The organism is Burkholderia sp. AU45274 (assembly GCF_030482505.1).
In the GTDB taxonomy this organism is placed as follows: Bacteria; Pseudomonadota; Gammaproteobacteria; order Burkholderiales; family Burkholderiaceae; genus Burkholderia.
In genome coordinates this window covers 1,602,692-1,621,614 of sequence record NZ_JAUJQE010000001.1, presented here as the reverse complement: position 1 = coordinate 1,621,614, position 18,923 = coordinate 1,602,692, and the positions used below count along the sequence as shown (strand labels likewise).

Sequence of the window (18,923 nt, the reverse complement as noted above, 5' to 3'; positions counted from 1 at the left end):
ATCAGGTGCAACCGAGTATAGAAATCGCATCGATATGCGTCTAACATCAAAAGACTATTGATTGATTCAAGATTTGGATGATTGAACTGCACCAGCTTCGCTGTTTCGTCGCGGTCGCCGAGGAGCTGCATTTCGGTCGCGCGGCGCGGCGGCTCTTCATGACCCAGCCGCCGCTCAGCCGGCAGATCCAGTTGCTCGAGCATGCGCTCGGCATCGCGCTGCTCGAACGCAGCAGCCGGCAGGTCAGCCTGACCGCGGCCGGCGAGCGGTTTCTGCGCGACGCGCGGCACATCCTCGAATTTTCCGCACGGGCCGAGCAGGCCGCGCAGCGCGTCGCACATGGCGGCGCCGGCCGCATCACGCTCGGCTTCACGGCGGTCAGCGCATACCGGATGATCCCGATGCTGCTGGCGCATGCCGCGCACGCGCTGCCGGACGTCGACATCGAATTGCGCGAGATGGTGTCGACCGTGCAGATCGATGCGCTGGCGTCGCGGATGCTCGACGCGGGCTTCGTCCGCCAGCGCGCCGCGCGCCAGCCGCTCGAATACCGGCTCGTGCAGCGCGAGCCGATGCTGGTCGCGGTCGCGGAGGGCGCGCCGCTCGCCGCGTGCGAGCGCATCGGCCCCGACGAGCTCGACCGGCAGCCGTTCATCGCGTATTCGCCGAACGAGGGGAAATACTTCCACGACCTGATCTCGGGCCTGTTCGCGAACGCGGGGCGGCTGCCGAACTACCTGCATTATGTCGGGCAGACGCATACGATCCTCGGCCTCGTGCGCGCGGGGCTCGGCGCCGCGCTCGTGCCGGCGTCGGCGCGCGAACTGCATGTGGATGGCGTGGTGTTCCGGCCGCTGGCGGGCGCCGACGTGGCGGCCGAGCTGTATCTCGCATGGCGCGCGGACAACGACAACCCGGCGCTGCCGGTGTTCAACGCGATGGTCGAGCGGTTCCTGACCGAGAGCGCCGACGAAGCGGGCGCATAGAGGAGCGGCGCGACTCGCGCGAGCGTCCTGCCCACATGCCGGATTAAAAGTCTGTCGTCTGATGATTCGAGATGCCCGCTCGAATCATTTCCGGGTCGTCCGGAATCAGCGGGAATTCCGTTTCTTTGCAAAGGAATCGGCCGGAAATCAACGCCGCAGATCCCCCATTTTTACCTTTGTCACGGGAAAACCCCCATTTTTATCTCATCGGTCGTCGTATTACTGTATCGATACACTAAATCGATACAGTGCGTCGTGAGACGCCATCGCAAAGGAGACGGCCCATGAATACCTACACCCGGCGGCGCTTTCTGCAGACGGTGTCCGCCGCCACGCTCGCGGCCGCGGGCGGCTTGCCGGACGCCGCGCGCGCGCAGCCGGTCGTGACGCTGCGTTGCTCGTCGTCGATGCCGGCCGACCAGAACGCCGCGCACTACGTGTGGTACGAGCGTCTTGCCGCGAACCTGAAGGCGAGTGTCGGCGACGCGATCCGGGTCGACTACTTTCCGAACAGCCAGCTCGGCAAGGAAAGCGATGTCGCGCAGCAGGTCAAGATCGGCGCGATCGACATGATGATCGCGGGTTCGTCGATCTGGGCGACGGTGGCGCCGGAGCTCGGCATGCTCGATCTCGGCTATCTGTTCGACAGCTATGCGCACGTCGCGAAAGTGCTCGACGGCCCGGTCGGTGCCAGCCTGAACGCGCTGCTGCAGAAGCGCGCGGGCTGCTCGGTGCTGACCTGGGGCTCGCATTTCGGCGGGCGCTGCGTGTTCACGAAGCAGCCCGTGCTGGCGCTGCAGGGGCTGAAAGGCACGAAGCTGCGCGTGCTGCCGACGCCGGCGTTCATGGACACCTTCAAGGCGATGGGGGCGGTGCCGACACCGATTCCGTTCGGCGAGCTGTACATGGCCGTGCAGACGGGCGTCGTCGACGGGCTCGAGCACGATCCGGCCACGGTGCTCGCGAGCAAGTTCGACGAAGTGGTGAAGTCGTGCTGGCAATCGCAACACGTGTTTGCCGCGATGACCGTCGTGATGGGGCGGCGTGCGCTCGACCGGATTCCGGCGAACCTGCGTCCCGCGTTCGATCGCGCGGTGGCCGACGCCACCGCGCAGCAGCGCGCGATTGCCGCGCAGAAGGCCGACCAGGCCGAGCAGGCGCTGAAGCAGCACGGCATGCGCTTCCATCCGATGGCGCCGGCCGAACGCGCGGCGTTGCGGCAGACGATGCACGACCGGCTCTATACCGCATTCGCCACGCAGTATCCGGCGACCGCGCCGCTGTTTCCGGCGATCGCCGCCGGGCGGGGCTGAACGATGGAGACCTGTTCCGTTTCGGGCGCCGCGGCGGCGCCTGGCGCCGGCCGCCCGGCACGCCGCGTCGCGCGCGTGCTGGACGCGATGCTGCGCGCGATCGAATACGTGTCCGCGGCGGTGCTGGCCGTCGATGTGCTCGTCGTGTTCGTGTCGGTCGTGTGCCGTTATTTCCTGCACGACCCGCTCGACTGGACCGAGGAGGTCGCGAGTGCGCTGATGATCGTGCTGGTGTTTTTCGGCGCGGCGACGGTGCTCGGGCGCAGCCAGCACGTCGGCATCGACCTGTTTCGCGGCGCGTTCCCCGTGCGCTGGCAGGGCGCGCTCGTGCAGATCGGCCACTGGATCGTCGCGGCCGTCTCGCTGAACCTGCTGGTGTCGTCGTGCCAGTTGCTGGCGGATTCGTACGACCAGTTGACGCCGGGTGGGCTGCCGGGCTGGATCAACGTGTATCCGATGATGTTCGGCGCGCTGTTCATGACCGTGTTCGCGCTGGCGAACGCGCTCGACGCGCCGCGCCGCCGGGTAATCGGCACGCTCGCGTGCTGCGTGGGGTTCGCGGCCGCGCTGTACGGATGGAATGTGCTGGCGCCGGCGCATGCGATCGCGCCGGGCCTGCTGCTGGCGGCCGGTTTCGTCGGCGGGCTCGTACTGGGCGTGCCGATCGGCTTCGTACTCGCGTTCTCGGCGCTGCTGTATTTCCTCGCCGACCCGACGCTGCCGCTGCTCGTCTATTCGCAGCAGGTCATGGCCGGCGCCGATCACTTCGTGCTGCTCGCCGTGCCGTTCTTCGTGCTGGCCGGGCTGCTGATGGAATCGAACGGCATGTCCGCCCGGCTCGTCGAGCTGCTGCTGCGGATTTTCGGGCGCGTGCGCGGCGGGCTCGGGCTGATCGTGATTCTCGCGACGGCCTGCTTTTCCGGCGTGTCGGGCTCCAAGCTTGCCGACATCGCGGCAGTCGGCGGCGTGGTGATGCCGGCGGTGCGCCGTGCGCGCCAGGATCCGGACGAAACGGCCGCGCTGCTCGCGTGCAGCGCGGTGATGGCGGAGACCATCCCGCCCTGCGTGAACATGATCATCATGGGCTTCGTCGCGAACATCTCGATTGCCGGGCTGTTCGTCGCGGGCATCGTGCCGGCCGCGGTGCTGGCCGCGTCGCTCGCGGTGGTCACGGTGATCACCGGACGCCGGATCGACGTCTCGGCGGTGTTCACGGAACGCCGCGCGTGGCTGCCGCTCGCGGGCGGCGCGCTGGTCGCGCTGGTGATGGTCGCGATGATCGGCAAGGGCGTGACGTCGGGGATCGCGACGTCGACCGAGGTGTCCGCGTTCGCGGTGGTCTATGCGCTCGTGGCGGGCTGGCTCGCGTTTCGCGAGCTGACCTGGCGGTCGGTCGGGCGCGTGTTCGTGCGTGCCGCGTCGATGGCCGGCGGCATCCTGTTCATCGTCGCCGCGGCGTCGAGCGTGTCGTTCGCGCTGTCGATCGAGCAAATTCCGGCGCTGGTCTCGGGCACAATGACCGCGTTCGCCCACCAGTACGGCGCGACGATGTTCCTGCTGCTCGCGGCGCTGGTCATGATCGTGTTCGGCGCGGTGCTCGAGGGGGCGCCGGCGCTGATCATCTTCGGGCCGCTGCTTGCGCCGATCGCGTTGCAGCTGGGCATCAACCCGCTGCATTTCGGCACGGTCGTGGTGGTGGCGATGGGGCTCGGCCTGTTCGCGCCGCCGGTCGGACTCGGTCTGTTCACGACCTGCGCGATCACGGGCACCGAAGTCCGGCACGTTGCGCGGCCGATGGTGAAATATCTGCTGGTGCTGGTCGCCGCCCTCGTGGCGCTGATTCTCGTGCCGGCGTTTTCGTTGTGGCTGCCGGCCCATTTCGGCCTGTAGCCGCCTTTTACAGCAAGACGACATGAGTACGATTCAGGACGTGGCCCGTCATGCGGCCGTTTCGGTCAGCACGGTTTCGAACGTGCTCAACGGCCGCACCGACCAGATGAAGCAGGAAACGCTCGAACGCGTGAAGGCCGCGATGGAAGTGTTGCAGTACCGGCCCAGCACGCTCGCGCGGCAGCTCAAGACGGGGCAGACGCCGCTCGTCGGGCTGCTGGTGCCGTCGATGGCGAACCCGATGTACGGCTACATCGCGCGCGAGGTCGAGGCCTGCGCGCAGGAACGGTACGGCCATCGCGTGCTGATCGGCAATACGTATCGCGATGCGAAGAAGGAGGCATCGTTCTTCGACGACCTGTTCGCGCATGGCGTGCGGCGCGTGATCGTGATCTCGTCGCTGGCCGACGAAAGCCACCTCGAGCGCGCGGCCGAGCGCGGGATGACGGTGGTGAGCTATGACCGGCGCGCGACGCCCGGCGAACGGTCGAAGGTCGAACACGTCACGGCCGACAACGAGGCCGCCGCGCGGCTCGCGACGCGTTGCCTGGTCGATGCGGGACATCGGCGGCTCGCGTTCGCGACGGTTGCCGGCATGACGGTGAGCCGCAGCGACAAGATCCGGGGCTTTCTCGAGACGGCGCGCGAGGCGGGCGTCGACGCACACGCGCGGGTGCTCGACGGCGGTCCCGCGAACGAGTACGGCGACGCCGTGATCGTCGACGTGGGGCGCGCGCTGGGCGTCGCGCTTGCGGCCGATCCGGCGCGGCCGACCGGCATCGTCGCGGTCAACGACCTGTTCGCGCTTGGCCTGATGGCCGGGTTGCGCGATGGCGGCCTGCGCGTGCCGGACGACGTGTCGGTCGTCGGGATGGACGGTCATTTCCTGTCGGCGATTTCCAATCCGGCGCTGACCACGGTGCAACTGCCGGTCACCGAGATGGCCGAGGACATGGTGCGGCGTGTGATGCGGCCGGACGGCGACAGGCCGCTGGCGCCCGAGCCGCACGTATTCTCCGACGTGACGCTCATCGAGCGCGCCTCGGTTGCATCGCCGCCGCAAGCGGGCGATTCGCACGGGGGGGCCGCATGACGCGCGTCTTCGTCACGCATCCGTCGGGGATGCTCGACCGTTATTTCGGCGCGAAGGCCATGCGCGCGCTGCAGGCGATCGCGGACGTCACGTGCAATCCGCTTGATCGCGAGCTGGGCACGGACGAACTGATCGCGGCCGCGCAGGGTTGCGAGGCGATGATTGCGTACCGGCAGACGCCCGCGCCGCGGGCGCTGTTCGCCGGGCTGCCCGCACTGGCGGCGTTCCTGCGTTGCGCGGTCGATATCCGCACCATCGATGTCGACGCGGCGAGCGCGTTCGGCGTGCTGGTCACGCAGGCGAGCCCCGGCTTCGCGCCGGCGGTCGCCGAGTGGGTGATCGGCGCGATGATCGATCTCACGCGCGGTATCGGCCGTTATGCGTCGGCCTACCACCAAGGGATGCCGCCCGTGCCGCAGATGGGGCGCGAATTGCGCGGCAGCACGCTCGGCCTGATCGGTTACGGGCAGATCGCGCGCCATCTCGCGCCGATCGCGACGGCGCTCGGGATGCGCGTGCTCGTCAGTGATCCGTACGTGCGCGTCGATGCGCCGAGGCTCGAACAGGTCGAATTCGCGGCGCTGTTGCAGGCGGCCGATTTCGTCGTGTGCCTCGCGCCGGCGACGCCGGCCACCGCGAACCTGATCGATGCGGGCGCGTTCGCGGCCATGAAGCCGGGCGCGTATTTCATCAATGCGTCGCGCGGCGAACTGGTCGACGAGCAGGCGCTGTCCGAGGCGCTCGACACCGGCCGGCTCGCGGGCTGCGCACTCGACGTCGGGCGCGCGCCAGACCAGATGCCGACGCCCGCGCTCGCGGCCCATCCACGCGTGATCGCGACGCCGCACGTCGGCGGCCTGACGCTGCCCGCAGTCGAGCACCAGGCGCTCGAGACGGTCGATCAGCTCGCCGCGCTGCTCGCCGGAAGCGTGCCGCGCGGTGCCGTCAACGCGGCGTACGCCTCGCGGCTGGCGCGCTGGCGCACGGCAGGGGCCGATACCGGGGCGGGCGCGCGATGAGAGCCGACACACCCACCGGGCGGACGGCCGACGCGTGCGATTGCCACATCCACATCTATGACGACGCGTATCCGCTCGCGCCGACGGCGACGTTCCGTCCGCCGCACGCGCCGGTGGATGCGTATCGCCGGGTGCAGCAGACGCTCGGCCTGGCCCGCGTCGTGATCGTGCAGCCGACCGGCTATGGTGTCGACAACCGTTGCCTGCTCGAAGCGCTGGCTGCATTCGGCCCGCAGGCGCGCGGCGTCGCGACGTTGCCGGTCGACGTGCCGGATGCCGAGCTGGCGCGGTTGCACGCGGCGGGCGTGCGCGGCGTCCGGTTCATGACGTTGGCGGGCGGCCTGGCGCGGTGGGACGAACTGGAGCGGGTGGCCGCGCGGATCGCGCCGCTTGGCTGGCACGTCGACGTGCAGCTCGACGGCCGGACGCTGCCCGAGGTCCTGCCGTTGCTGTCCTCGCTACCGGCGCGTGTCGTGATCGATCACACGGGCAAGTTCCTGACACCGGTCGCGCCGGACGCGCCTGCGTTTCTCGCGCTGCGGCGTCTGCTCGACCGCGGCCACGCCTGGGTGAAGCTGTCCGCGCCGTACGAGACGTCGCGCTCGGGCGCGCCCGGTTACGACGATGTCGCGCGTCTCGCCGCCGTGCTGGCGCGCGACCACTCGGCGCGTTGCGTATGGGGCAGCAACTGGCCGCACCCGAACGCGTCGCCGGTCCCCGACGACCTGCGCCTGCTCGGCTGGCTGGACGACTGCACGGCGGACGACGCGGTCAGCCGCGCGATTCTGATCGACAACCCGACCGTACTTTACGGATTCTGAGTCGGCTGCCAGGACGAGGTCGAGCGTCACAAGCTTTCAATCCGGAAGCTTGCACAAGCGATGCCAAGCAATCCTGACCTAGCACGACAGGTCGCAGTCCTGCGAATCCTTACCGTGCTGAAAGCGGGTTCGCTATCGGTGTTCCAACGGAGGAACGCGAGGCTTCGCTGCACTGCGACAACTGCTTGACGCTGCATGCCGGTCGGCGCAGGATACGTCCGTGCATGTGGAGTGGGACGCGCCGGCCGCGCGGTTCCTGCACCCGCGATACGCAGAAAAACAACGATGAGCCTTTACGCACTCGTACCGGAATACCGGCCCCGCGTTTCTCGGCCCGCCGGAACAATGCTTCTCCCGACGCCCGTCGCGTCACGTATCCGTCATCCCGTTTCGTACCGTGCATCGGTACACTTTCCCGTCCGCGCGCGAGCCGCGACGATGAGCGGCGCCCGTCCGGCGCGCCGCATCGCAGCGTCGTCTGCCGCTCCTCACCAACGCATCCTGAACGGCGCCTACACCGGCGTCTCGTGACGTCCGTCGCGCCCATCCTTGCATTGCGCCGCCGGCCTGCCTGACTGCCCGGCGGCACCGGAGTCCGAAGCATTTCGATTGAGCTTGAAAAGGCAAACGCAAGCAGTTCGGTTCGAGGTTCAAGGAGAAAAACTCATGTCGCAGCTTTCGAATGAAGAAGCAAACGGCAGTTCGGGGAATGGCAAGGTCAAGCTGATCAAGTGGGCGATCATCATCGCCGGCGTCGCGATCGCGGCACCGGCGGCGTTGTTCATCCTGAAGGGGGTGATCGCACTGGTCACGGCGGCCGTGATCGGCCTCGGCGCGATCTACTTCGCGCCGGTCGTCGCGATGAGGTTCGCGAACCAGAAGGTGAAGATGATCGTCCAGGAGGCGCAGGCGAATCCGATCGAGACGCTGATCAACCAGCTCGCGGAGAAGCGCCAGGCGGCCCAGAAGTTCGCGGACAGCATCACCGCGTTCCGCACCGAGGTGAAGAACTTCGAGAGCAAGACGGAGCTGTTCGAGAAGCAGTATCCGGACGACGCGCCGCGCTTCCGGCAGCAGCTCGACACGATGAAGCAGCTGCTCTCGTTTCGCGAGGGGCGGTACAAGCAGGTGCAGGCCGAACTGAAGAATTTCGCATCGGCGATCGATCGTGCGAAGGCGATGTGGGACATGTCGCAGGCCGCGCAGCAGATGAACAAGCTCGCGGGCCGGCAGGCGTCCGACACGTTCGAGCAGATCAAGACCGACGTGGCCGTCGATTCGGTGATGCGCTCGGTCAACAAGGCGTTCTCCGAAATGGAGACGTCGCTGATGGATAACCCCGAGGTCAAGCAGGCACAGCAGCAGGCGGTGATGAACGCGCCGCATGCGCCCGGGCTCGACGCGACGACCCGCGCGCAACTGCCGTCGAAACAACAATAACTTCCTGCAGGCTCGCAACCATGAAAAAACTTCTTGGCGCCATCGCATTTCTGGTCGTGCTCGTCGGCGTATGGATCGTGCATCAGGGCGGCCTGTCGACGCTGATTCCCGCGCATGACGCGGCCCCGGCCTCGACGTCCGCGCAAAGTGGCGACAGCGGCCCGTCCACGCAGACGTCGCCGTCGTCCAACGTGCTGCCGGCCGGCTTCACGCCGCAGGCCAGCGCGCTGAAATCGATTGCAGAAAACGGTATCGTGCGGATCTCCGTGCAGAACCCGAGCGAACCGTTCTTCGGCGAGGACAAGGGCACGCCGCACGGCTTCAACGTCGAATTCGCGCGGCTGCTGTTCGCGGATCCGTCGTTCTCGCACGGCGGCAAGCCGGTCGTCGTCGATACGCGTCACGAGGTCGACACGTATCCGGGCGTGCCGAAGCAGCTGCTCGATACGGATGCGAAGGGGAACCACGTGGTCGACGTGGCGATGGACGGGCTGACGTTCCCGGACAACACGCCGTCGGGCATCGTCTATTCGGTGCCGTACGTCGACGATTTCGGCTATTCGCTGATCGTGCGGCGAGGCTCCGCGATCCGCTCGACCGACGATCTCGCGGGCAAGACGGTCGGCATCCTGAAGGGCGACCCGGACGTGCGTGCGTTCGTCACGCGCCAGTATCCGAACGTGAAGTTCGTCGAGGTCGACGATTCCGATCCGGCCTTCATCGCGAAGAGCATCGACGGCCATGCGGTCGACGCGTTCATCTACGACTATCCGTTCGCGGTCAGCTCGATCAAGGACACCGACCTGAAGTTCGCGGTGACCAAGCTCGACGGCTCGAACATCGCGTACAAGATCGGCGTGCGCGCCGACGACCAGGATCTGCTGATCTACCTGAACGCCGCGATCGCGAAGCTCAAGCAGTCGCCGCAGTATCTCGACCTGCTGCGCAAGTACTTCGTCAGCGACCAGGCGGTGACGACCGCGGCCGCGTCGGGCGAGCATACGTACGTGGTGAAGGCGGGCGACACGCTGAACCTGATCGCCGCGAGCAAGCTCGGCAGCGGCCAGCGCTATCGCGAGATTCAACGCCGCAACAACCTCGCCAACCCGAACCTGATCCTGGCGGGCCAGCATCTGGTGATTCCGGTGCGGTAACGGCGGCGTGACGTGAACGAAGGAAGCGGAAGGGACGTGAAGGACGGCGCGTGGCCCGGCGGAGAGGATCCGCCGGGCCGCGTGCTTTTCTGCGTCAATGCGTGATCGACAGGAACAGGTAGGCAGCGAACAGCGACAGGTGCACGACGCCGTGCAGCACCGTCGTGCGCCCCTGGCTGAGCGTCAGCGTGCTGACCAGCAGGGTGAGCGCCAGCAGCACGGTTTCCATCGGGCCGATGCCGAGCGTGAGCGGCTGGCCGACCCAGATGAACACGGCCGCGACGGTCGGGATCGTGAGCCCGATACTCGCGAGCGCCGAACCGAGTGCGAGGTTCATGCTGGTCTGCAGGCGGTTCGCACGCGCGGCGGTGACGGCCGCGAGCGCTTCCGGCAGCAGCACGAGCGCGGCGATCACGATACCGACCGCGGCCTCGGGCGCGCCGAGCTTCATCACCGCATGCTCGACGGCCGGCGACAGCAGCTTCGCGAGCAGCACGACCGCGACGAGACTTACGAACAGCAGCACCAGGCTGATCAGCGCAGTGCGGCCGCTTGGCGGCGCCGCATGCACCGATTCGTTCGCGCTGTCGTGCCCGGTGAGGAAGTAGTCGCGGTGGCGCACGGTCTGCACGAACACGAACGCGCCGTACAGCACGAGCGACGCCACGCCGGCGAATGCGAGCTGCGATTTCGAGAAGAACGGGCCCGGCGCGGCGCTCAGGTAGTTCGGCATCACGAGCGACAGTACCGACAGGGAAGCCAGCACCGCGAGCGCCTTGCTGGCGCCGCGCCCCTGGAAGTCCTGCTCGCCGTGCTTCCACGCGCCGACCAGCAGGCAGATGCCGACGATGCCGTTGCAGATGATCATCACGGCGGCGTACACGGTATCGCGGGCGAGGCCCGATTTCTCCGGGCCCGCGCCGAGCATCACCGACACGATCAGCGCGACTTCGATGACGGTCACGGCGATCGCGAGCACGAGCGTGCCGAACGGTTCGCCGACGCGGTGCGCGACGACTTCGGCATGGTGGACGGCGGCGAACACGGCGCCGGCGAGGGCGGCGGCGAACACCGCGATGACGAGGCCTTCGGCCGGTACGACGCGCGACAGCGCGAGGACCAGCCAGGCGGCAAGCGGGGCCACGAGGGTCCAGCGCGGGAGCTGGTTGGACGAGAGCGGCATGGAGGGTTTCCTTATGCGAGTGGCGGCGCGCGACGCGCCGTCACGGGTTGACGAAGCCCGGCCGTACTATCCGCCGAACGAGGATGATGAAACCGAAGGAGGGCGGCACGCAACGGTGCTGCCCGGGGTTCGCCGCCATGAGGCGGCGAGGGGCGCGGGCGGGCCGGAGCCCGTCGCGGGATGAAACGATTCGATGCGGCCGGCCGCGAACGACGAGGCGAGCACGTGTGACGACGCACGGGCCGGAGGCTCGGTTCCGACCCTGGAAGGGCGGCCGGCAATGGACGGCGGTGGCGACGTGACATGCGGTTTCCCCCTGAAATCCGGCAGTTTGTCGAATTTTATCAGGCGTTTGGGGGTCACTATCTCATATTCGAACTCTTTCATAGACCTTTCGGTTTACAAAAAGTGCCCCGGCCTTTCGATTTTTTTGTCTTTGCAGGTTTCGTAACGGTCTCTTGCACGACAAATTCGGGCTCGCCCTGACATAAATCTACCGACCGGTCGGTTTATAATCGCTCGCACCTCCACTTCATGACGGATCGCAAGCGATGGCTGTTTCTTCTGCACATTCGGTGAACTCGGGCGCGCTGGCGCCATCGGCCGTCGTCGGCGTGATCGGCGCCGGCGCGATGGGCGCGGGCATCGCGCAGGTCGCGGCGGCGGCCGGCCATGCGGTGCTGCTGTACGACCTGAACGAAGCCGCTTGCGACAAGGCGCTGGCCGGCATCCGCGCGCAGTTCGCGCGGCTCGCGGAGAAGGGCCGGCTCGAACCGGCGCAGGCCGACGCGGCCGGCGCCCGGATTCGCGCGGTGCGTGAACTGGCCGATTTCGCGGGCGCCGCGCTGATCGTCGAGGCGGCGGCCGAGCGGCTCGACGTGAAGCGCGAGATTTTCGCGACGCTCGAGCGTCATGTCGACGACGCGTGCCTGCTGGCCACCAATACGTCATCGATCTCGATCACGTCGATCGCGGCCGGGCTGCGTGTGCCGCAGCGCGTCGCCGGCCTGCATTTCTTCAACCCGGCGCCGCTGATGGCGCTCGTCGAGGTGGTCAGCGGGCTCGCGACCGCGCCGGAAGTCGCGCAGGTGCTGGTTGCGACCGCCGCCGCGTGGGGCAAGCAGCCCGTGATGGCGAAATCGACGCCGGGCTTCATCGTGAATCGCGTCGCGCGGCCGTATTACGCAGAGGCGCTGCGCGTGCTGAACGAGCAGGGCGGCGCGCCGGCATCGATCGACGCGGTGATGCGCGAGGCCGGCGGCTTCCGGATGGGGCCGTTCGAGCTGATGGACCTGATCGGCCACGACGTGAACTTCGCGGTGACGGAATCGGTGTTCCGCGCGTATTTCAACGATCCGCGCTACACGCCGTCGCTGATCCAGCAGGAACTCGTGAACGCAGGCTTCCTCGGGCGCAAGTCGGGCCGCGGCTTCTATTCGTATGCGGACGGCGCGACGCCGCCTGCCCCCGATCTCGAAGCCCCGCGCGACGCGCCGGCCGACGTTGCATTGTTTGCACAGGACGGCCCGGCCGCCGCGCTGCAGGCGCGCTTCGCCGAACGCATTCCGAGCGCCCGGCAGGCCGGCGCGCATGCCGACGACCTGCTCGCGACGGCCGGCCGCGCATCGATCGCGCTGACCGACGGCCGTACCGCGACCGAGCGCGCCGCGCAGACGGGCGCGGCTGATCTCGTGCTGGTCGATCTGGCGCGTGATTACGCGCAGGCCGGGCTCGTCGCGCTGACGCGCGCGCTCCAGTGCAGCGACGCGGCCTATGCGGATGCGGTCGGCCTGTTCCAGCAGGCGGGTTTTCGCGTCGTCGGCGTCGCGGACGTGCCGGGCATGGTCGCGATGCGCACCGTCGCGATGCTCGCGAACGAGGCGGCCGACACGGTGAACCAGGGCGTGTGCTCGCCCGCCGATCTCGATCTCGCGATGGAGAAGGGCGTGAACTACCCGTGCGGCCCGCTCGCGTGGGCCGATGTGATCGGCATCGGCCGCGTGCATCGCGTGCTGTCGAACCTGGCGGCGAGCTACGGCGAGGACCGCTATCGCGTGTCGCCGCGTATCGCCGCGCTGCATGCGGCCGGCCGCACGTTCCGGTCGTAGCCGTCGCCCCCGTCACTTCGAACACGATAACGACATCACTCCATTGGAGGAGCACCCCGATGACTCACCCGACGCATCCCGCCGCCGCCCTCGAGCCGATCGAGACTGCCAGCCGCGACGAACTGCAGGCGCTGCAGCTCGAGCGCCTCAAGTGGTCGCTGCGCCACGCGTACGACAACGTCCCGCACTATCGCCGCACGTTCGAGGCGGCGGGCGTGCATCCGGACGACCTGAAGTCGCTCGCCGATCTTGCGAAATTCCCGTTCTCGACCAAGCACGATCTGCGCGACAACTATCCGTTCGGGCTGTTCGCGGTGCCGCGCGAGCAGGTCGTGCGCGTGCACGCGTCGAGCGGCACGACCGGCAAGCCGACGGTGGTCGGCTACACCGCGCGTGACATCGACACGTGGGCGAACGTGACCGCGCGCTCGATCCGCGCGGCCGGCGGCCGCCCGGGCGACACGCTGCACAACGCGTTCGGCTACGGGCTCTTCACCGGCGGCCTCGGGATTCACTACGGTGCGGAACGGCTCGGCTGCATGGTCGTGCCGATGTCGGGCGGGCAGACCGAGAAGCAGGTGCAGCTGATCCGCGATTTCGAGCCGAAGATCATCCTCGTCACGCCGTCATACATGCTGAACCTGATCGACGAGATGGTGCGGCAGGGGATGGACCCGGCCGAATCGTCGCTGAAGATCGGCATCTTCGGCGCCGAGCCGTGGACGCAGGCGTTGCGCGAGGAAGTCGAGACGCGCGTGGGCATCGACGCGCTCGACATCTACGGGCTGTCGGAGGTGATGGGCCCGGGCGTCGCGTGCGAATGCGTCGAGACGAAGGACGGCCCGGTGATCTGGGAAGACCATTTCTATCCGGAGATCATCGACCCGGTCACGGGCGAAGTGCTGCCCGACGGCAGCCAGGGCGAGCTGGTGTTCACGTCGCTGACGAAGGAGGCGATGCCGGTGATCCGCTACCGCACGCGCGACCTCACCGCGCTGCTGCCGCCGACCGCGCGCGCGATGCGCCGGCTCGCGAAGATCACGGGCCGCTCCGACGACATGCTGATCGTGCGCGGCGTGAACGTGTTCCCGAGCCAGATCGAGGAGATCATCGTCGCGCTGCCGCAGCTGTCGGGCCAGTTCCAGATCACGCTGTCGCGCGACGGGCACATGGACCGGCTCGACCTCGCGGTCGAACTGCGCTCCGAAGCGGCCGCGTCCGTCAGCGAAAGCGATCGCACGGCGCTCGCGCGCGAGTTGCAGCACCGGATCAAGACGATGGTCGGCGTGTCGTCCGGCGTGACGGTGCTGGCCGCGGGCGGCATTCCCGCGACCGCGACCGGCAAGGCCCGGCGCGTGATCGATCGCCGCCAGGCCGCCTGATTCCCCTGTTTGCCGTTCAACCCGAGGAAACCTGTTCGATGGATGGATTGAAGACCCTGGCCGTCACGGTCGATGCGCGCGGCATCGCAACCGTCGCGCTGCAGCGCGGCGACGTGCTCAACGCATTCGACGAGACGATGATCGCCGAACTGACCGACGCGTTCGCCACGCTCGGCCGGCGTGACGACGTGCGCGCGATCGTGCTGCGTTCGGAGGGCCGCGCGTTCTGCGCGGGCGCCGACCTGCAGTGGATGCAGCGCGCGAGCGCGAACGATGCGGCCGCGAACCTGCGCGATGCGGAGCGGTTCGCCGCGATGATGCGCGCGATCCGGCAATGCCCGAAACCGACGGTGGCGCGCGTGCAGGGCCATGCGTTCGGTGGCGGCGTCGGCCTGTGCGCGGCGTGCGACATCGTGATCGCGAGCGATCACGCGCGCTTCTCGGTCAGCGAGGCCCGCTTCGGGATCCTGCCGGCCGTGATCGGCCCGTATCTGGTCGAGGCGGTCGGCCAGCGCCAGGCGCGCCGCCTCGCGCTGACGGCGACCCAGCTCGCCGCGGGCGAAGCGGTCGCGATCGGCCTGATCCACCAGGCCGTGCCGCTCGATGCGCTCGACGAAGCGCTCGACCGGACGCTCGCCGAACTCGGCCGCAACGGCCCGAACGCGCTGATGGAGATCAAGCGCTTCTTCGACGCGATCGGCGAGTATCCGCCGTCGGACGAGCGCGCGGCGTTCACCGCGCAGACGATCTCCCGCGTGCGGGCGACGCCGGAAGCGAAGGAAGGCTTCGCCGCGTTCTTCGCGAAGCGGCCGCCGGCCTGGGAGGCGGGCACCGAGTAACGGGAAACCGAGGGGAAACCAGGGCGAAACGGCGGCGCTCGGCGGTGCAGCGGGCCCGGCCGAATTTTGCGGCTCGGGCGCGGGCGCTTGCTCTACAATGCGTGACCTCCGGCGTGCTGCCGGCCCAGCCCCGACCGATTCTTCATCCGATGATCGTCAACCGCCTTATCTCCGAGATCCTGTTCGGCTTCACCGGCCTGATCGGCATCATCAACCCGATCGGCATCGCGTTCCTGTTTCTCGAACGAACCGAGGCGCTCACCGAGCAAGAACGCGATCTGCTCGCGAGGAAGGTCGCGTTCAACGCGTTCGTCGTGCTGATGGTCGCGTTCTTCGCCGGCACGCCGGTGCTGCATTTCTTCGGGATCTCGATGGAAGCGCTGCGGATCGGCGGCGGCTTCGCGGTTGCGGTGGCCGGCTGGCAGATGCTGAACGAACCCGACGGCCCGGGCGGCGGCGATACGCCGGTCAAGCCGATCGACGCGAACGCGATCATGACGCGCGCATTCTTCCCGCTGACCATGCCGCTGACGGTCGGCCCCGGCTCGATCGCGACCGCGATCGCGCTGAACGCGAACCGCACGCACAAGCTGTCGGAGTTCGCGCTGTCGAGCATCGTGTCGATCGCCGTCTCGGTGCTGGTGGCGATCGTGATCTGGCAGGTCTACAGCCGCTCCGCGCTGCTGTCGCGCTACCTCGGCAGCGAAGGCACCAAGGTCGCGAAGCGCGTGTCGGCGTTCCTGCTGCTGTGCATCGGCGTGCAGATCATGCTGACCGGTTTTTCCGCGTTCCTGCAGCCGATCGCCGACCAGGTCAAGTAAGCAAGCAGCCCGCGCCGCTGCGCACGTGCTGCGCGGCCGGCGCCCGTACGACCTCGCGCTGACGACCACTCCCTTCGCACCTTGCGGCGACACCGCACGCATTTTTGCCGCCCGGGATACCATGCGACGGTTCGGCGGATGCGCGGCGCGCATCCGGCCGTCAGCTCAACTTCAATGGCGAGGCGTGCAATGGAATACGTGAAATTCGGATCGACGGGGCTGGAGGTGTCGAAGCTGGTGCTGGGTTGCATGACGTTCGGCGAACCGTTACGCGGCACGCATCCGTGGACGCTGCCGGAAGCGCAGAGCCGTCCGATCATCCAGCGGGCGGTCGAAGCCGGCATCAACTTCTTCGATACCGCGAACATGTATTCCGACGGCACGTCGGAGGAGATCGTCGGCCGCGCGCTGCGCGATTTCGCGAAACGCGACGACATCGTGATCGCGACCAAGGTGTTCTACCGGATGCGGCCCGGGCCGAACGGCGCGGGGCTGTCGCGCAAGGCGATCATGACCGACATCGACCAGAGCCTGAAGCGGCTCGGCACCGACTATGTCGATCTCTACCAGATTCACCGCTGGGACGACGGCACGCCGCTCGAGGAGACGCTCGAGGCGCTGCACGACGTCGTGAAGGCCGGCAAGGCGCGCTATATCGGCGCGTCGTCGATGTTCGCATGGCAGTTCGCGAAGGCGCTGCACACGTCGAAGCAGCACGGCTGGACCCGCTTCGTCAGCATGCAGAACCACCTGAACCTGCTGTATCGGGAAGAGGAGCGGGAAATGCTGCCGCTGTGCGAAGACGAAGGGATCGCGGTGATTCCGTGGAGCCCGCTCGCGCGCGGCCGCCTCACGCGCAACTGGGACGAGTCGACCGAGCGGCAGCAGAGCGACGCGGTCGGCCAGCGGCTTTACGATGCGACGGCGGAGTCGGACAAGGCGGTCGTCGATGCCGTGGCGACGATCGCGGCCGCCCGCAACGTGCCGCGTGCGCAGGTCGCACTCGCGTGGGTCGCGCAGAAGCGCGGGGTCACCGCGCCGATCGTCGGCATATCGAAGCCGCAGCAGCTGGACGACGCACTGGCCGCGCTCGAACTGAAACTGACCGACGACGAGATCGCGACGCTCGAACGCCCGTACGTGCCGCACGCGGTCGCCGGGATCAACTGAGCGGCGGCGCCGCGCGGCCGTCAGCGCGCGGCGTCGAGCATCGGGTAGGTGAACAGGCCGAAGTGGATGACGTTCAGCCCCGCATGCGCGAGCGCGGACGCGAGCAGCCCGCCGCGCCGCCAGGCGAGGCCGTAGCCGACGCCGGCCACCGTGCCGAGCACGATCCATTGCCAGCCGCCGGCGGCGTGCGCGGCGCCGAACAGCACCGCGCCGATCGCAAGCGCGGCCCACGGCCCCCATGCGAACGCGCGTAGCGCACGCGTTAGCCCGCCCTGCACGTAGCCGCGGAACAACGCTTCCTCGGCGAGCGTCACGAGCAGCAGGTTGTTCACGAGCCACAGCCAGCCCGACGGCGGCCATTTGGGCGCCCAGCCGATCATCCCGATCGCGAGCGCGCCGGCCAGGCACGCGGCCGCCGTTGCGACGGCCGCCACCGCGCCGGTGCGCAGCGCGCGCGACAGCGGGACGTCGGGGGCGACCCACGGCAGCACCCATACCAGCCACAAGCCGACGAGCGGCTTGTCGAGATTCAGGTACATCGTGAACGGCACGGCATCCGGCGTGAAGCGCGTTGGGCCGATCACGCGCGGATTGTGGAAGCCGGGAATCAGGTGCAGGCTGAGCGCGATCGCGACGGCGGCAAAGACGACGTGCGCGGCGATGCGCACCGCGCGTGGGCGCTCGGGCATCACGCCCCAGGCTGCCGCGCCCAGCAACGCGAGCGGGGCCAGCGCGAGCGGCCCGAGCTTGCCGAACGCCAGCGCGCACGCACAGCCGAGCGCGGCGAGGCCGACGCTCAGGCCGTGCTGCGGGCGATGCCACGCGAACGCGGCGGCCGCGAACAGCGCGAGCCAGATCGTGGCGGACGGAAGGAGCGAAAGGGACATGACAGGAGCGGCATTCGTCGGACGAGACGCCGCGCATCATACAGCAGCCGGCTTGCGATGCCGGTGGAGAGCGGTCAGCGGCCGGCGGTTTCGGTGACGCTGTCGCGGCCCGGGACGTGGACGCTGTTGCGCTCGCGCATCCGCCGCCGGTACCAGAACGTCCACAGCAGCAGACAGCCGAACACGGTGTAGCCCATGATCGGCGACACGACCAGCACGCGTTCGACCGGCCAGGTCACGACCATCCAGAGGCGCAGCAGCATTTCCAGCGTCATGAACGCGCCCCACACGAAGGTCATCCGCCGGAGCATCTGCCGCAGCCCCGGCTGGGCTTCCCAGACGGCTTCGAAATGCGCGGCGCCGCCATCCATCTCGCGGGCCACCGTGGCGCGGGCCAGGTAGAAGATCAGCGGGCGTTCGCGGAACAGCGACAGCAGGAACACGACGCCGATCGTGCCCGACGCGAGCGATTCGCGCATCAGCAGCGTGCGCGCGCTGCCGCCGAGCGCCATCCCGAGGATCGACAGCGCGATGCCCAGCAGCACGATGGCCGCTACCGCATCGACGCGGCGCGAGCGGATGAATTCGACGATCGACCAGACGATCGGCGGGACCGCCGACGCGTACAGCGCGCCGGTTTCGCCGAAAGACGGCTGCGCGGCCCGGTAGGCAATCCAGGGCAGCACCAGGTTGACGAAGAGTTCGAGGATCAGTCCGGCTCGCGGTTTCACGGTGAGCAATTCCACGCAGGTTGGGGCGAACCTGCAAAGGGCGTGGTGGCCCGCGGTTGCCCCGAAAAGGGTTCGATTGAGTATAT

The 18,923-nt window shown here is 68.2% G+C and carries 16 protein-coding genes; 13 read left to right on the top strand and 3 right to left on the bottom strand.

What is annotated here, in order from left to right; all coding sequences use genetic code 11:
• Window positions 1-77 precede the first annotated feature (77 nt).
• The 8 genes from QZM35_RS07205 to QZM35_RS07170 all read left to right on the top strand — a co-directional run bounded on the left by QZM35_RS07205 (window position 78) and on the right by QZM35_RS07170 (window position 9,716).
• Complete coding sequence (locus QZM35_RS07205; RefSeq protein ID WP_089427287.1) at window positions 78-986, top strand: LysR substrate-binding domain-containing protein; 909 nt, start codon at window positions 78-80, stop codon at window positions 984-986.
• Window positions 987-1,270: 284 nt separating this feature from the next.
• Window positions 1,271-2,299, top strand: a complete 1,029-nt coding sequence (locus tag QZM35_RS07200; RefSeq protein ID WP_301775676.1) for a TRAP transporter substrate-binding protein — start codon at window positions 1,271-1,273, stop codon at window positions 2,297-2,299.
• A gap of 3 nt (window positions 2,300-2,302) precedes the next feature.
• Window positions 2,303-4,189, top strand: a complete 1,887-nt coding sequence (locus QZM35_RS07195) for a TRAP transporter large permease subunit (RefSeq protein WP_301775675.1) — start codon at window positions 2,303-2,305, stop codon at window positions 4,187-4,189.
• 22 nt (window positions 4,190-4,211) lie between these two features.
• Window positions 4,212-5,282, top strand: coding sequence for a LacI family DNA-binding transcriptional regulator (locus QZM35_RS07190; protein WP_301775674.1), 1,071 nt, complete (start codon window positions 4,212-4,214; stop codon window positions 5,280-5,282).
• Window positions 5,279-6,301 (top strand): hydroxyacid dehydrogenase, encoded by a 1,023-nt coding sequence (locus QZM35_RS07185; protein ID WP_301775673.1) that lies wholly within the window; start codon window positions 5,279-5,281, stop codon window positions 6,299-6,301. Before QZM35_RS07190 ends, QZM35_RS07185 begins: the two co-directional genes overlap by 4 nt.
• Window positions 6,298-7,122, top strand: a complete 825-nt coding sequence (locus tag QZM35_RS07180; protein WP_301775672.1) for an amidohydrolase — start codon at window positions 6,298-6,300, stop codon at window positions 7,120-7,122. Before QZM35_RS07185 ends, QZM35_RS07180 begins: the two co-directional genes overlap by 4 nt.
• A 666-nt stretch (window positions 7,123-7,788) precedes the next feature.
• Entirely contained in the window at window positions 7,789-8,562 is a 774-nt protein-coding gene (locus tag QZM35_RS07175; RefSeq protein ID WP_301775671.1) for a hypothetical protein, read from the top strand.
• Between the two features lie 20 nt (window positions 8,563-8,582).
• Complete coding sequence (locus tag QZM35_RS07170; RefSeq protein ID WP_089427294.1) at window positions 8,583-9,716, top strand: transporter substrate-binding domain-containing protein; 1,134 nt, start codon at window positions 8,583-8,585, stop codon at window positions 9,714-9,716.
• A gap of 94 nt (window positions 9,717-9,810) precedes the next feature.
• Here the strand turns inward: QZM35_RS07170 and QZM35_RS07165 are convergent, their stop codons facing one another.
• Window positions 9,811-10,899, bottom strand: a complete 1,089-nt coding sequence (locus tag QZM35_RS07165; RefSeq protein WP_089427295.1) for a calcium:proton antiporter — start codon at window positions 10,897-10,899, stop codon at window positions 9,811-9,813.
• A 551-nt stretch (window positions 10,900-11,450) separates the two neighbouring features.
• Between QZM35_RS07165 and QZM35_RS07160 the strand changes: the two genes are divergently transcribed.
• The 5 genes from QZM35_RS07160 (at window position 11,451) to QZM35_RS07140 (ending at window position 17,219) form a co-directional block, all read left to right on the top strand.
• Window positions 11,451-13,007 carry a 3-hydroxyacyl-CoA dehydrogenase gene (locus QZM35_RS07160; protein WP_301775670.1) on the top strand — a complete coding sequence of 519 codons (1,557 nt, stop codon included), beginning with the start codon at window positions 11,451-11,453 and terminating at the stop codon, window positions 13,005-13,007.
• Between the two features lie 59 nt (window positions 13,008-13,066).
• Complete coding sequence (gene paaK, locus QZM35_RS07155) at window positions 13,067-14,389, top strand: phenylacetate--CoA ligase PaaK (protein ID WP_301775669.1); 1,323 nt, start codon at window positions 13,067-13,069, stop codon at window positions 14,387-14,389.
• A gap of 38 nt (window positions 14,390-14,427) precedes the next feature.
• Window positions 14,428-15,228, top strand: a complete 801-nt coding sequence (locus QZM35_RS07150; RefSeq protein ID WP_301775668.1) for an enoyl-CoA hydratase-related protein — start codon at window positions 14,428-14,430, stop codon at window positions 15,226-15,228.
• Window positions 15,229-15,377: 149 nt separating this feature from the next.
• A complete protein-coding gene (locus QZM35_RS07145; RefSeq protein ID WP_069251769.1) occupies window positions 15,378-16,049 on the top strand; it encodes a MarC family protein in 672 nt (223 codons plus the stop codon).
• 189 nt (window positions 16,050-16,238) lie between these two features.
• Entirely contained in the window at window positions 16,239-17,219 is a 981-nt protein-coding gene (locus QZM35_RS07140; RefSeq protein WP_166894947.1) for an aldo/keto reductase, read from the top strand.
• A gap of 20 nt (window positions 17,220-17,239) precedes the next feature.
• Here QZM35_RS07140 and QZM35_RS07135 read toward each other — a convergent pair whose 3' ends face one another.
• Window positions 17,240-18,106 (bottom strand): CPBP family intramembrane glutamic endopeptidase, encoded by an 867-nt coding sequence (locus QZM35_RS07135; RefSeq protein WP_301775667.1) that lies wholly within the window; start codon window positions 18,104-18,106, stop codon window positions 17,240-17,242.
• A gap of 74 nt (window positions 18,107-18,180) precedes the next feature.
• Complete coding sequence (locus QZM35_RS07130) at window positions 18,181-18,837, bottom strand: VC0807 family protein (protein WP_089433322.1); 657 nt, start codon at window positions 18,835-18,837, stop codon at window positions 18,181-18,183.
• Window positions 18,838-18,923: the final 86 nt, after the last annotated feature.